The sequence below is a fragment of the Brevundimonas subvibrioides ATCC 15264 genome (assembly GCF_000144605.1).
Classification (GTDB): Bacteria; Pseudomonadota; Alphaproteobacteria; order Caulobacterales; family Caulobacteraceae; genus Brevundimonas; species Brevundimonas subvibrioides.
This window is the reverse complement of sequence record NC_014375.1, coordinates 2,366,842-2,379,732: the sequence shown is the minus strand read 5'-3', so window position 1 is coordinate 2,379,732 and position 12,891 is coordinate 2,366,842. Positions and strand designations below refer to the sequence as shown.

Genomic DNA, 12,891 nt, shown 5'->3' with positions numbered 1-12,891 from the left:
GCCTGCGCATTGAAGGCCCGCCATGTCATCAATCGCCTTTGTCGGCGCCGGCCCGACGACCCTCTATGCTTTGAACGCGCTCCTGGATCACGACGTCCGTGGGGCCAGCATCACCGTGTTCGAAGCCCAGGCGTCGGCGGGGGCGGGGACACCCTACCGTTCCGGATGGAACGATGCGGCGATGCTGTCCAACATCGCCAGCGCGGAAATCCCGCCGCTGACGCAGACGCTGGCGGCCTGGCTCCAGTCCCGGCCTGCGCGCGAGCTCGAGGACATGGGTGTCGATATCGAGCAGATCGACGATCGCGCCTTCGTGCCGCGCGTCGTTCTGGGCCGGTATTTCGAGGCTCAGTTCGCGACCCTGGTCCAGACGTTCCGCGCGGCGGGCGGCCAGATCCAGGTGATGACGGGCTGTCGCGTGATCGATGCCGTCAACCGGCCGGGCGGCATGGAACTCGTGCTCTCCTCCTCGCCACAGGGCGAGATCACGAAAGCCCTGTTCGACCACGTCGTCCTGGCCACGGGCCACCAGTGGCCGTCGCGGCAGGAAGTCCGTCCGGGCTACTTCACCAGCCCCTGGCCCGCGGCCACGCTGACGAAGATTCCGGCGACCCGGGTGGGCATCCGGGGCTCGTCGCTGACCGCCATCGACACCGCCGTTGCGCTGGCCGGCGTGCACGGCGCATTCGAACGTGAGGGCGACGCCCTGACCTATGTGCCCCATGCGGACACCGGGACCTTCGGCATCACCATGATGTCGCGCAAGGGGCTGTTGCCTGAGGCCGACTTCTACTTCCCCCTGCCGCACCCGCCCCTGGAAATCTGCACGGAACAGGCGATCGCGGACCTGATCGATCGGCCGGGCCCCGGCTTGCTGGATGACGTCTTCGAACTGTTCCGCCGCGAGCTGCAGGTCGTCGATCCCGCCTATGTCGAGGCCACGGGCCTGGCCGATGCCACGCTGGAGGCGTTCGGCGAGGCCTATTTCGCGGACCGGCTGACGGCGGATCCGTTCGAATGGGCGGCCGCCAATCTTGAGGAGGCCCGCGCGACCCACGACGCCGGCACGACGGTGCCCTGGCGCGACGCGATCTTGAGGATGCACGAGGTGGTGGCGGCGATCGTGCCGCATCTCGACGGTCCCGCCTTCGAGCGCTTCAGCCGCCATTTCAAGCCGGTCTTCGTCGACGCCTACGGGGCGGTGCCCCATGAATCGGTCGAGCGGATGCTTGCACTGCACCGCGCCGGCAAGCTGGACGTGCTCGCGCTCGACGACGACCACCGGATCGACACCCACTGTCCGGCGGGTGGGGCCCGCCTGATGCAGGCCGACGTGGACCGGCACTTTCCCGTCTTCATCGAGGCCACGGGCCAGCGCGCCCTGGGAGCCATCCAGTTTCCGTTCCTGTCGCTGCTGGAGCAGGGGATCGTGCGCGACGAAATGCCCGCCGTTGCCGGCGGGTCGTCGCGCGGCATCGTCATCGATGACGTGTTCCAGCCGGTCGCGGACGGTCTGCCCGCCGATCGCCTGTTCTGCTTGAGCCTCCCGTTCATCATGGGCCGCCACCCGTTCGTGCAGGGGATCACCAGCTCGCACGAGATGGGCGAGGTCGTCGGCCAGCGGCTGGCCTGCGCCCTCGGGCATGGCGACCCCGAGGTCGACATGCGCCGGGCTGTGTCCTAGACGGCCCGACGATGAAGCTGTTTGCGATCTACATTGGCGGCGAGCACGCCGGGGCCAACATCGAGGTGCACGACATCCGCTTCGTCGTCGCGGACTCGATCGCGGCGACCCACGGCCCGCTCGTCGCCCAGTGGTGGGGCAAGCCCGGCAGCCTTCATATCGACTGCTGGTCCGAGATCGATCGCGCGGATGGCTATGAGGTGTCGCTCCGTCCCGAGCCCTTCGAGGGACCGGAACGGCTCTATTACGTGAACCTGGGTGGATACGACGGGCTGTCCTTCGCGGAGCAGCACCGGAACGTCTTCGTCGTGGCTCCGGACCTGTCGTCGGCCAAGGCGCGCGCCATCAAGCTCGCGGCCGGATGGAAGGACGCCCACCGCGACGACATGTATGAGGCCGAGCAGGCCTTTGCCCTGGACGTCGCCGCGTCGAACGAACGCCTGCACATCCACCTGACGCCGGGCCTCATGACCGGCGATCCGGCCTTCACCTGCCGCTACACACCGATCCGCTGAGACACGGGCCGGCGGCTGTTCCGCGTCTACGACCGATTCTGACGCAGGCGTGTGTCAGGCTACAGATCTTCCGCCCGCGCCTCGACCGGCCCGCATCGCGCCGTCCGGATCGAGTGCAAATTCGAATGGGCGAAGCTTATCGGGCGTCGGGAGCAGAACGGCAATGATCTGAACGGGTTGAGCGGGCCTTCCCGAGTGATGTCGCAGGAATTGGACTCGCTGCACCCGGTTTTTTCGGGGTGCAATTCCGGACTGTCCGGTCTTCATCCGCCAAGCGGTTGAGGGGCGGAGACGCTACGCCCGCTCCGCCACCTTGGCCGCATCCCACAACCCGTCCATCTCGGCGAGGTCCGACTGCTCCGGCGTCCGTCCGGCCTTCGCCAGCTCCGCCTCGATGAAGCCGAACCGGCGGACGAACTTGGCGTTTGCGCCGCGAAGGGCGTCCTCCGGCTCCACGCCCAGCTTGCGCGCCAGGTTGGCGACGACGAACAGCAGATCGCCCACCTCCTCGCGGGCCTTGTCGAGGTCCCCGGCGGCGATCTCGACCTTCAGCTCGGCCACCTCCTCGTCCAGCTTGTCGAAGACCTCGTCGGTCGAGGGCCAGTCGAACCCGACCCGCGCCGCCCGTTTGGTCAGCTTGGCCGCCCGGTGCAGGGCGGGCAGGCCCACCGGCACGTCGTCCAGCACCCCGTGCTGGGCCTTGCCGGCACGCTCGGCGGCCTTGATGTCCTCCCAGCGCAGCTTCTGGGCCGGGCCCGAGGTCTGGGCCACCTCGTCGGCGAACACGTGGGGATGACGCCGGATCAGCTTGTCGGACATGGCGTCGGCCACGTCGTCGAAGGCGAACAGCCCTTGTTCCTCGGCCATGCGGGCGTGGAAGACGACCTGGAACAGCAGGTCCCCCAGCTCGCCCTTCAGCTCGGTCATGTCGCCCCGCTCGATGGCGTCGGCGACCTCATAGGCCTCCTCGATCGTATAGGGGGCGATGCTCTGAAAGGTCTGTTCCACGTCCCACGGGCAGCCCCCGTCCGGGTCGCGCAGGCGGACCATGATGTCGCGCAGGCGTTCGGTCGGGGTCATGCGGACGCCGCCTCGCGTGCGTCCAGTTCGCGACGGATCTGGTCGTGGCGCGCCGGCGTCAGCGGATAGTTCCGCAGCAGCACCGCCGCGCTGGCCAGCAGCAGGCCGGGCAGCAGGATGAACAGGACCTGGAGCGTCAGCAGCGAGGCCGGACTGTTGCCGCCCGCCGGTGGCACGGCCTGGAAGCCCACCGCCTGCAGGATCAGATAGGGGATCAGGGCGACGACATGCCCGACCTTGGTCGTGGCCGACAGGATGGAGAACATCAGCCCGGTCCGGTCCACGCCGGTCTCCAGCCGCACCTCGTCGCCCACGTCGGCCATCATGGCCCGGAGCAGGAACAGCCCCGCCGCATAGGGCAGACCGCCGATGAACATGGCGACCGCCGTCAGGGCGAAGCTGCCCCCCGGCACCAGGGTCGCCCCGACGTAGAAGGCGGCGAAGACCAGGCTGGCCACCGCCAGCGCCTTGTCCTTGCCGATCCGCGTCGCCAGCCACGCCCAGAAGGGCGCCCCGACCAGCCCGGCCACGAAATACAGCAGCATGAACAGCGACGCCTGGGTGTGGTCGTAGCCCTTGATCTGGCCGAAGAAGAAGAACAGCAGCGACCCGGTGATCCCGGGGGCGACGCCCAGCACCACGTCGGCCAGCAGCAGCTTCCTGACCGCCTTGCGCCTGAACAGCTCCAGATAGGCCCCGAGGCCCCCGTGCGGCGCGGCGCCGGCATTGACCGGCTCGGGCACGGCGAACAGGGCCAGCCCCATGGTGAGCGGCAGGGCGATCAGGATGGCCCAGCCCATGATGCGGACGCCGTCGGCGTAGGTCCCGATGCCCGTCTGGATCACCGCCGTCGGCAGGATCAGGATCAGGATGACGCCGATGATATTGAAGACCTGCCACCAGCCGTAGACCCGGCTGCGCTGGTCGTATTCGGGCGCGAGGACCGAGGCCCAGCCCAGCTGGCCCAGGGTCCCGATCGAGAAGCCGAGATAGAGCACCAGCAGCCAGGCGAACAGATAGACCGGCCCGGCTCCCGGCTGGACGACCACGAACATCATGAAGGCCGACAGCATCAGGATCGGCGTCGAGGCGACCATCCACGGGCGATAGCGGCCGAACCGGGTCTTGGTCCGGTCCATGGCCCAGCCGATGAAGGGGTCGAAGGTGATGTCGATCAGCCGCACGATCATGAACACCGCCGCGACCACGCCCAGCTCCAGCCCCACGTGGGTCGCATAGAACTCGGGCAGGGTGACCGGCAGGGCCACCCCGAAGGCCGCCAGCGGCAGGCACACCGCGGAGAAGGCGGCGAGGACGGCGTTGCTGCGGCGTGGCGCCGTTGCGGCGATCGCGTCTGACATTCGGAATTCCCGTGGCCCCGCCTCGACTCGCGGACAGCCGACCATGCCAGAACTGATCGCAGGAGGAGAGGGGTCTTGCATGCGCCTCAACCGTCAGGCTTCCTCATCCTCATGCGTCGTGGCCTCGTCATCCTGTTCTGCGCGACCCTGTTCGGTCTTCTGGCCGGCGGGGGCGCGGCGAGGGCGCAAGGTGCCGACCGATGCCAGGCCGGGCGCGACCAGTGGGCCGGCCAGGCCTTCGCCAACGCCATCTCGGAATATGCGCTGGAATGGTCGCCCTTCGGCACGACCGAGTGGGGCTGGGTCACCTATGTGCCGCTGCTGCAGAAGGAGCTGGGCACCGACTGCGAGGCCAATACCCCGGCCTTCGCCGCCGCCCTGGCCGGATTCCAGACGCGCTACGCCCTGACCCCCACGGGCGTCTTCGACCAGCCGACCTTCCTCGTCCTGAAGGGGCTGCTCCAGGAACGCCGGCCCTTCGTCATGGCCCGCGTGCGCGACGAATGCCCCGATCCGCCGCCCCTCAACCAGCTGGGCTATCTGGTCGAGTCCGAGGAACACGCCGACCGCCTGACCCGGCTGCTGCGCCGGGACGTGCTGGACGCCTATCGCCGCATGGTCGCCGCCGCCCGCGCGGAGGTGCCCCAGGTCCGCAACGACCCCGAACGGCTGCAGATTTTCTCCGGCTTTCGCGATCCCGAGGCCGATGCGGCGCGGTGCGCGGCGGAACGCAACTGCGACGGCCTGAGGCGGGCCGTCTGCTCGCCCCACCGGACCGGGACGGCCGTGGACCTCTACGTCGGTGAACTGCTGGGGATGGGCGTCGATTCGACCAACCCGGCCAGCCGACGGCACATGACGCAGGAGCCGACCTATCGCTGGCTGGTCAGGAATGCCGGCCGGTTCGGCTTCGTGCCCTACATCTTCGAGCCCTGGCACTGGGAATACGTCGGGGCCCCGCCATCCGACGGCACACCGTGAGGGCCCTGACCGGGGGCGAACGGCGACTGATCCGCGGCGAGTTCGGAAATTCGGTGGCTCTGGAAACCGTGCGTCTGCTGGGCACGCCCTGGCCGTTCGACCGTGCCTTCGTGCCCGGCCGCTGGTTCGGACGGGACTGGATCCTGTGGCCGGGCCGCGCGCTCCCCGAAGATTTCGCCGTCGCGCCGCTGTCGCTGCAGTCCGTTCTGATCCACGAGATGGTGCACGTCTGGCAGGCCCAGTCCGGCGTCAACCTGATCACGGGCAAGCTGAAGGCCGGCGACGGGCCGTCGGCCTATGGCTATCCCGCCGTGCCCTGTGGCTGGGATGTGCTGAACATCGAACAGCAGGCGATGGCCGTGGAGCACCGGTTTAAGGCGTCACGGGGCCTTCGCGTGCCGGCCGACGCCGGCCGTTACGCCGAGATCTGTCCGATCGGCCGACCGAATTCGGACTGAGGGGCTTGCGCCCCGGAGGGCGCGCCTTACATCCGCTACTGCAGTTGTTGCAGAAGTGCGAAACCCCTCAAGGAGCGTCCCATGACCAAGGTGCTGGTTCTCTATCATTCGACCTACGGCCACATCGAGCAGATGGCCGAAGCCGTCGCAGAAGGTGCCGCCTCGGTCGAAGGGGTCACGGTCGACATCCGCCGCGTGCTGGAGACGGTGCCCGAGGAGCTGGCGATCCAGTCGCACTACAAGCTCGACCAGAAGGCCCCGCTGGCCAACGTCAACGAGCTGGAAAACTACGACGCCATCATCGTCGGGGCGGGCACCCGCTTCGGCACGGCGGCCGCGCAGATGCGGAACTTCTGGGATCAGACCGGCGGCGTGTGGTTCCAGGGCAAGCTGGTCGGCAAGGTCGGCGGCGCCTTCACGTCCTCGGCCAGCCAGCACGGCGGCAACGAGACGACGCTGATCGGCCTGATCCAGACGCTGATGCACCACGGCATGGTCGTGGCCGGCCTGCCGTACGCCTTCCAGGGCCAGCTCACGCTTGAGGAGATCTCCGGCGGCTCGCCCTACGGCGCCACCACGATCACCGGTGGCGACGGCTCGCGTCAGCCCAGCGCCAACGAACTGGACGGGGCCCGTCACCAGGGTCAGTACATCGCCGGTCTGGCCAAGAAGCTGGCGGCCTGATCCATGCGCCAGCCGGCGGTCTTCTTCGGGCACGGCTCACCCATGAACGCCCTGGGCGGTCCGCACGCGGACGCCTGGCGCGCGGTGGGCCGCGATCTGGGCAAGCCCGCCGGCGTGGTCATGGTCTCGGCCCACTGGGAGACCTGCGGACTGGGCGTGACGGCGCAGCGGAACCCCGAGACCATCCACGATTTCGGCAACTTCGGGCCGGAGCTTCACGCGTTCCAGTATCCGGCCCCGGGGTCGCCGACCCTGGCGGCGCGGGTGGCCGACCTGACCGGGGCCCAGGCCGTCGAGGCGTGGGGCCTGGATCACGGGACGTGGTCGGTGCTCGCCCACGTCTGCCCCGAGGCCGATGTGCCGGTGGTGCAGCTGTCGCTGAACCGCGACCTCGATGCGCGCGGCCACTACGAACTCGCGAAACGCCTTCGCCCGCTGCGCGATGAGGGCATCGTCGTCGCCGGCAGCGGGGACTTCGTGCACAACCTGCGGACCTGGAAGCGGGACGGCGGCGACGCCTATCCCTGGGCGACCAGCTTCAACGCGGCGGTCAAGTCGGCGCTGGAGCGGGGCGATCACGACGCCCTGATCGACTGGGTCGGCCTGGCCGAGGACGCGCAGCTCAGCGTCCCGACCGACGAACACTATCTGCCGCTACTCTACGTCGCGGCCCAAGCCGGGCCCGGCGATGCCGTGACCTTCTTCAACGACGTCATCGACGGTGGCTCGATCTCGATGACGGGCGTCCGGATCGGCTAGGCCGCCTCGGCGAGGTCGACCAGCGACTGGATGGCGACGTAGTCGGTCTTGCCCGTTCCCAGCACCGGCAGCTCGCGGACCTTGACGATCTTCTTGGGGACGGCCAGCTCCGGCGCGCCGTGCTCGCGGGCCCACTCGGCCAGCTCCCTGACGTCGGCGTCCTTGCGTTCGGTGACCAGGACCAGCTTCTCGCCCTTGCGGCTGTCCGCGATGGAGATGACGGCGTGGCGTACGTCGGGCCAGACGGACTGGACCAGGCCTTCCACCGCGCTCAGCGAGACCATCTCGCCCCCGATCTTGGCGAACCGCTTCACCCGGCCGAGGATGGCGATATAGCCCTCCGGGTCGAGATCGACGATGTCGCCCGTGTCGTGCCAGCCGCCCTCGAGCGGCTCGACCTTCGTCGGGTCCTCGGGCGTCATATAGCCGGCCATGACATTGGGACCGCGCAGATACAGACGGCCGCCTTCGGTGATGCCCTCGACCGGTTCGACGCGGGCCTCGATGCCGGGCAGCAGCTGGCCGACCGTCCCCGGGCGGTTGCGGTCGGGGTGGTTCACCGCGACCACGGGCGCGGCCTCGGTGGCTCCATAGCCTTCCAGCAGCTTCACGCCGCCGAACTTGGTGTTGAACAGGTGGTGGGTCTCGTCGCGCACCCGCTCGGCCCCGGCCACCACGAACTTCAACGTGCGGAAGTCGTCGGGCGACGCCACGCGCGCCCACTGGTTCAGGAAGGTGTCCGTGGCGAACAGGATCGCGGTGTTCACCTCGGCCAGCAGGGCAACGATCTGCTTGCCGTGGAGCGGGGAGGGATACTGGAACGTCTTCAGCCCGCTGAGGACCGGCAGGATGACGCCGCCCGTCAGCCCGAAGCAGTGGAACGTCGGCAGCGGATTGAACATCACCCACGCCGGATCCAGCGGGATGTGGGTCGAGATCTGCCGGGCGTTGGCGACGAGGTTCTTCTGGCTCAGCAGCACGCCCTTGGGCGCGCCGAAACTACCGGAGGTGAACAGGACCACGCCCGGATCTCCGGGCTTGGTCGGGGTGCGGAACCGCTTGGGCGCGAGGCCCGCCATCAGGCCGAACAGCTTGTCCTGCAGCCCGATCGTCTTGCGCACGTCGTCCAGCCAGACGATCTCGGCCACCGTGGACAGTTCCTCGATCAGGTCCTCGATCTTGGCCTGTTCCACGAAGCGCCGGGCGGTGAGGATGCGTTTCACGCCGGCCGCCTGGATCGCCGCCTTGATGTTCCGCTCGCCGGCGGTGAAGTTCAGCATGGTCGGCACGCGTCCGAAGGCGTGCAGGCCGAAGAAGGTGACCACCACCCCCATCGACGCGGGCAGCAGGATGCCCACGCGCTCGGCCGGCTTCGTCATCGCCGCGATCTTGCGCCCCAGCACGAAGGCGGCGCGGATCAGGCCGGTGTAGGTCAGGGGCTTCCTGTCCTGATCCTCGACGATTTCCTTGTCGCCGAACCGCGTACGCGCGGCGATCAGGGCGTCGAAGAGGGACTCTTCGCCCGCGGATGGATCAAGACCTGGCCGTAGCACGCATATCCTCCGGAGGGCTTGGTACCGCCCCCTCGCTGACTGGGCGGCCAAACTAGTTAAGCCGGGCGGCATTGAAAAGATGCGTTACGTCGCGTGAGGTCACGGCTGCGTCACAGGGCGTGACTTGCCTTTGGGTGACGGAAAGACGACATACCGGCCTGTCCTCCCTGGAGCCCGGCCGCCTCGATGGTCACCCTCATCGACACCCTGACGCGAAGCCCTGCGGAGCTGCGTCACCCCGAAAAGCAGAACCGGCCCGAGACGGCGGTACTGCGCAAGCCCGACTGGCTGCGGGTCAAGGCTCCGGGTTCGGGCCAGTACAATGCCACCAAGGAGATCGTCCGCTCCAAGGGGCTGGTCACGGTCTGCGAGGAGGCCGCCTGCCCGAACATCGGCGAGTGCTGGAGCCAGAAGCACGCCACCCTGATGATCATGGGCGACACCTGCACGCGGGCCTGCGCCTTCTGCAATGTGAAGACCGGCCTGCCCCAGGCGTTGGACCCCGAAGAGCCCGCCAAGGTCGGTCTCGCGGTCGCGCAACTGGGTCTGAACCACGTGGTCATCACCTCGGTCGACCGGGACGACGTGGCTGACGGCGGCGCGGCCCACTTCGCCGAGGTCGTGCGCCAGATCCGGCTGCAGGCCCCGCTGACGACCATCGAGATTCTCACGCCCGATTTCCTGCGCAAGGACGGGGCCGCCGAGGTCATGATCGACGCCCGTCCCGACGTCTTCAACCACAACCTCGAGACCGTGCCGCGGCTGTATCTGAAGATCCGGCCCGGCGCTCGTTACTTCCATTCCCTGCGCCTCCTTCAGCAGGTCAAGGAACGCGACCCCAACCAGTTCACAAAGTCCGGCATCATGGTCGGCCTCGGCGAGACCAAGGAAGAGGTCATGCAGGTCATGGACGATATGCGCTCGGCCGGCGTCGACTTCATCACCATCGGCCAGTATCTGCAGCCGACCCGCAAGCACGCCGCCATCGACCGGTTCGTCACGCCGGAAGAGTTCAAGGCCTATGAGGCGATCGCCCGGGCCAAGGGCTTCCTGATGGTCTCGGCCTCGCCCCTGACCCGGTCGTCGCACCACGCCGGCGACGACTTCGCTCGGCTGAAGGCGGCGCGTCTGGCCCAGACCGGACGCTGACCACCGCTTGGCCGTCCACCGCGTCACCCGCCATCTGCCCTACACCCCCGCCCAGCTCGCCGAGCTGGTCGCGGACGTGGAGGCCTATCCGCGCTTCGTGAAGTGGGTGACCTCGATGCGGGTCTGGAACCGGCGTCAGGAGGCCCCGGGCGTCGACCTTCTGGATGCCGAAGCGTCCGTCGGGTTCTCGTTCCTGAAGGAGCGGTTCTCGACCTGGGTGCGCCATGACCGCAATGCCCCTCTGGTCGAGGCGGGGCTTTTGCGCGGTCCGTTCCGGCACCTGAAGAACCGCTGGGAGTTCCATGAGGACCCACGGGGCACCCGGCTGGAGTTCATGATCGATTTCGCGTTCAAATCGCCGCTGCTGAACGCCGCCCTGCAGGCCAATTTCGAGCGAGCTGTCTCCATGCTGATCGGCTCGTTCGAGGCGGAAGCCGCGCGGCGGTTCGGGCCATAGGCCGATGATCCAGGCGCTTATAGCCAGGCTGGATGGCCGCAGCTGGCTTCTGCTGCTTGTCCTCGTCGTCTTGACCGGTGCGGCGATCCTGTCCTTTCCGTTCATTCTGTTGTTCGCAGCCATGTCAGGGATGGCTGCCGATTCTTGCATTGATTGGCCGATCAAGCTCTTCATCCTGACGGCGCTGACATCTCCAGTCGCAGTTCTGGCTGCGCTCGTTGTCGGCTGGAAGAGCTTCCTGCAGCGCAAAGAGAAGTTTGCGTGGCTTGCGCTAGGTGCTTTGGCTCTATGGCCGCTTGTCCTTGTGGGAAGTGTGGAAATGGGAGCGAGAGTCTGTTGACCGGGTTCGACTTCGACGCCGTCATCGTGGGAGCCGGGGCCGTGGGTCTTGCCTGCGGGCGGGCGCTGTCGAAGCGCGGGCTGACGGTCCTGGTGCTCGAGAAAGAGCCGCACATCGGCCAGGGCGTGTCGTCGCGCAACTCCGAGGTCATCCACGGCGGGCTCTACTATCCGACCGGGTCGCTGAAGGCGCGGTTCTGCGTCGAGGGGCGTCGCGCGCTGTATGCCTATCTGGACAGCCGCAAGATCGACCATCGCAAATGCGGCAAGCTGGTCGTGGCCACCCAGGCAGACGAGGTCGGCCTGATCGAGCGAATCTACGAACAGGCGACGGTCAACAGGGTCGAGGGGCTGGAGCACCTCAGTGGCGAACAGGCCCGGGCCATGGAGCCCGCGCTGAACGCCCACGCCGCCATCCTGTCGCCAGAGAGCGGCATCTTCGCCAGCCACGACTACATGCTGTCGCTGCAGGGCGAGATCGAGGACGCGGGCGGATCGGTGGTGGTCTCCACCCCGTTCGAACGGGCCGAGCCTCTGCCGGGCGGGGGCTTCCGGATCACGGCCGGCGGGGAAGGGGGCGCGAGCCTGACGACCCGTCTGCTGGTCACCGCGCCGGGCTTGGGTTCACAGGCCGTCGCCGCCCGGATCGAGGGGTTTCCGGCCGACCGCATTCCGGCGGGCCATTTCGGCAAGGGCGTCTATTTCCGGCTGACGGGCAAGGCGCCCTTTGACCGGCTGATCTATCCGCCCCCGATCGCCGGGGCCCTGGGCACCCACTACCGGAAGGACCTGGGCGGACAGGCCGTGTTCGGGCCCGATCTCGAGTATGTCGCGACCGAGGACTATTCGGTCGACCCGGCCCGGGCCGAGGGGTTCGCCACCTATATCCGCCGTTTCTGGCCGGGCCTGCCGGACGGTGCCCTGACGCCCGACTATGCGGGCATCCGGCCGAAGCTTCACGGACCGGGCGAGCCCCAGCCGGACTTTCAGCTGGACGGCGCCGACGTCCACGGCCTGCCGGGCCTGATGGCCCTGTTCGGCATCGAGAGCCCGGGCCTGACCAGTTCGCTGGCGATCGGCGAGGCCGTGGCCGACCGTCTGTTGGCCTAGATCAGCGCCGCCGTCGGCAGACCGGACGACCATTCCTTGAAGCTGATCCGCGTCGGGGGCGTCACATCGGGGCGGGCCAGTTCGACGATCAGTGGGCCCAGTTCGGACGGATGCGGCAGGGTCTGCGGATCCTCGCCCGGGAAGGCCTGGGCGCGCATCTGGGTGCGCATGCGCCCGGGGTCCAGGACGCTGACGCGGATGGACGTGCTCTCGATCTCGTCGCCCCAGGCCAGCATCATCGCCTCGGCTCCGGCCTTGGTCGCGGCGTACAGGCCCCAGAACGCCTTGGGATCACGCGCGAGGCTGGTCGTCAGGTGGATCACGCGGGCGGCGTCGGAGCCGCGCAGCAGGGGTTCCAGCGACCGGATCAGGCGATAGGTGGCGGTGAAGTTGGTCTTCTCGATCTTGGCGAAGCCGCGCGGGTCGATATGGCTGACCGGCGTCAGGCCCTGGGCCCCCAGGGTCGCGGCCGCATTGACCCAGATGTCCAGCTTGCCGAACCGGCCGAAGATCGCCCCGCCCAGCCGGTCGATGCCGCCGCCGTCGACCAGATCGAACGGCACCAGCGTCGCGTGGCGTCCGGTGGCGGCATAGATGGCGTCGTCCAGCTCCTCGAGCCCGCCCTGGGTCCGGGCGGTAGCCACGACGTGCGCGCCGGCGACGGCCAGCGCGAGCGCGGCCTGATAGCCGATGCCGCGCGAGGCCCCCACGACGAGGGCGATACGGTCATCCAGGGGCAGGGCGTCGGTCATGCGGCCTGA

The 12,891-nt window shown here is 68.4% G+C and carries 14 protein-coding genes; 10 read left to right on the top strand and 4 right to left on the bottom strand.

What is annotated here, in order from left to right; all coding sequences use genetic code 11:
* Positions 1–22: 22 nt before the first annotated feature.
* Positions 23–1,684: an FAD/NAD(P)-binding protein gene (locus BRESU_RS11780; protein ID WP_013269782.1), complete on the top strand. Its 1,662-nt coding sequence runs from the start codon at positions 23–25 to the stop codon at positions 1,682–1,684.
* An 11-nt stretch (positions 1,685–1,695) separates the two neighbouring features.
* Complete coding sequence (locus BRESU_RS11775; RefSeq protein WP_013269781.1) at positions 1,696–2,199, top strand: DUF1543 domain-containing protein; 504 nt, start codon at positions 1,696–1,698, stop codon at positions 2,197–2,199.
* 294 nt (positions 2,200–2,493) lie between these two features.
* Here the strand turns inward: BRESU_RS11775 and mazG are convergent, their stop codons facing one another.
* Together mazG and BRESU_RS11765 are read right to left on the bottom strand one after the other, a co-directional pair.
* Positions 2,494–3,279 carry a nucleoside triphosphate pyrophosphohydrolase gene (gene mazG / locus BRESU_RS11770; RefSeq protein WP_013269780.1) on the bottom strand — a complete coding sequence of 262 codons (786 nt, stop codon included), beginning with the start codon at positions 3,277–3,279 and terminating at the stop codon, positions 2,494–2,496.
* On the bottom strand, positions 3,276–4,640 hold the full coding sequence (locus BRESU_RS11765) for an MFS transporter (protein ID WP_013269779.1): 1,365 nt from the start codon (positions 4,638–4,640) through the stop codon (positions 3,276–3,278). Before BRESU_RS11765 ends, mazG begins: the two co-directional genes overlap by 4 nt.
* Before the next feature lie 111 nt (positions 4,641–4,751).
* On the opposite strand from BRESU_RS11765, the gene BRESU_RS11760 reads away from it, so the two are divergent.
* From BRESU_RS11760 to ygiD, 4 genes are all read left to right on the top strand, one after another.
* On the top strand, positions 4,752–5,621 hold the full coding sequence (locus BRESU_RS11760) for a D-alanyl-D-alanine carboxypeptidase family protein (RefSeq protein WP_041761577.1): 870 nt from the start codon (positions 4,752–4,754) through the stop codon (positions 5,619–5,621).
* Positions 5,618–6,079 carry a hypothetical protein gene (locus BRESU_RS11755; RefSeq protein WP_156796159.1) on the top strand — a complete coding sequence of 154 codons (462 nt, stop codon included), beginning with the start codon at positions 5,618–5,620 and terminating at the stop codon, positions 6,077–6,079. The genes BRESU_RS11760 and BRESU_RS11755 overlap by 4 nt, the downstream gene beginning before the upstream one ends.
* Before the next feature lie 81 nt (positions 6,080–6,160).
* A complete protein-coding gene (wrbA, locus tag BRESU_RS11750; protein WP_013269777.1) occupies positions 6,161–6,763 on the top strand; it encodes an NAD(P)H:quinone oxidoreductase in 603 nt (200 codons plus the stop codon).
* A 3-nt stretch (positions 6,764–6,766) separates the two neighbouring features.
* Complete coding sequence (ygiD, locus tag BRESU_RS11745; RefSeq protein WP_013269776.1) at positions 6,767–7,522, top strand: 4,5-DOPA-extradiol-dioxygenase; 756 nt, start codon at positions 6,767–6,769, stop codon at positions 7,520–7,522.
* On the opposite strand, the gene BRESU_RS11740 is transcribed toward ygiD, so the two are convergent.
* The gene (locus BRESU_RS11740; protein WP_013269775.1) at positions 7,519–9,075 is read right to left on the bottom strand and encodes an AMP-binding protein; all 1,557 of its coding nucleotides are present in this window, start codon (positions 9,073–9,075) and stop codon (positions 7,519–7,521) included. The genes ygiD and BRESU_RS11740 overlap by 4 nt on opposite strands.
* A gap of 186 nt (positions 9,076–9,261) precedes the next feature.
* Between BRESU_RS11740 and lipA the strand changes: the two genes are divergently transcribed.
* The 4 genes from lipA to BRESU_RS11720 are packed head-to-tail and all read left to right on the top strand — an operon-like array spanning position 9,262 to position 12,130.
* A complete protein-coding gene (gene lipA, locus BRESU_RS11735) occupies positions 9,262–10,224 on the top strand; it encodes a lipoyl synthase (RefSeq protein ID WP_013269774.1) in 963 nt (320 codons plus the stop codon).
* A 7-nt stretch (positions 10,225–10,231) separates the two neighbouring features.
* Positions 10,232–10,681 carry a type II toxin-antitoxin system RatA family toxin gene (locus BRESU_RS11730; protein WP_013269773.1) on the top strand — a complete coding sequence of 150 codons (450 nt, stop codon included), beginning with the start codon at positions 10,232–10,234 and terminating at the stop codon, positions 10,679–10,681.
* A gap of 4 nt (positions 10,682–10,685) precedes the next feature.
* Entirely contained in the window at positions 10,686–11,021 is a 336-nt protein-coding gene (locus BRESU_RS11725; protein ID WP_041761573.1) for a hypothetical protein, read from the top strand.
* Positions 11,018–12,130, top strand: coding sequence for an NAD(P)/FAD-dependent oxidoreductase (locus BRESU_RS11720; RefSeq protein WP_013269772.1), 1,113 nt, complete (start codon positions 11,018–11,020; stop codon positions 12,128–12,130). Before BRESU_RS11725 ends, BRESU_RS11720 begins: the two co-directional genes overlap by 4 nt.
* Here BRESU_RS11720 and BRESU_RS11715 read toward each other — a convergent pair.
* Positions 12,127–12,882 (bottom strand): SDR family NAD(P)-dependent oxidoreductase, encoded by a 756-nt coding sequence (locus tag BRESU_RS11715; RefSeq protein ID WP_013269771.1) that lies wholly within the window; start codon positions 12,880–12,882, stop codon positions 12,127–12,129. The two genes, BRESU_RS11720 and BRESU_RS11715, sit on opposite strands and share 4 nt — an antisense overlap.
* Positions 12,883–12,891 lie beyond the last annotated feature (9 nt).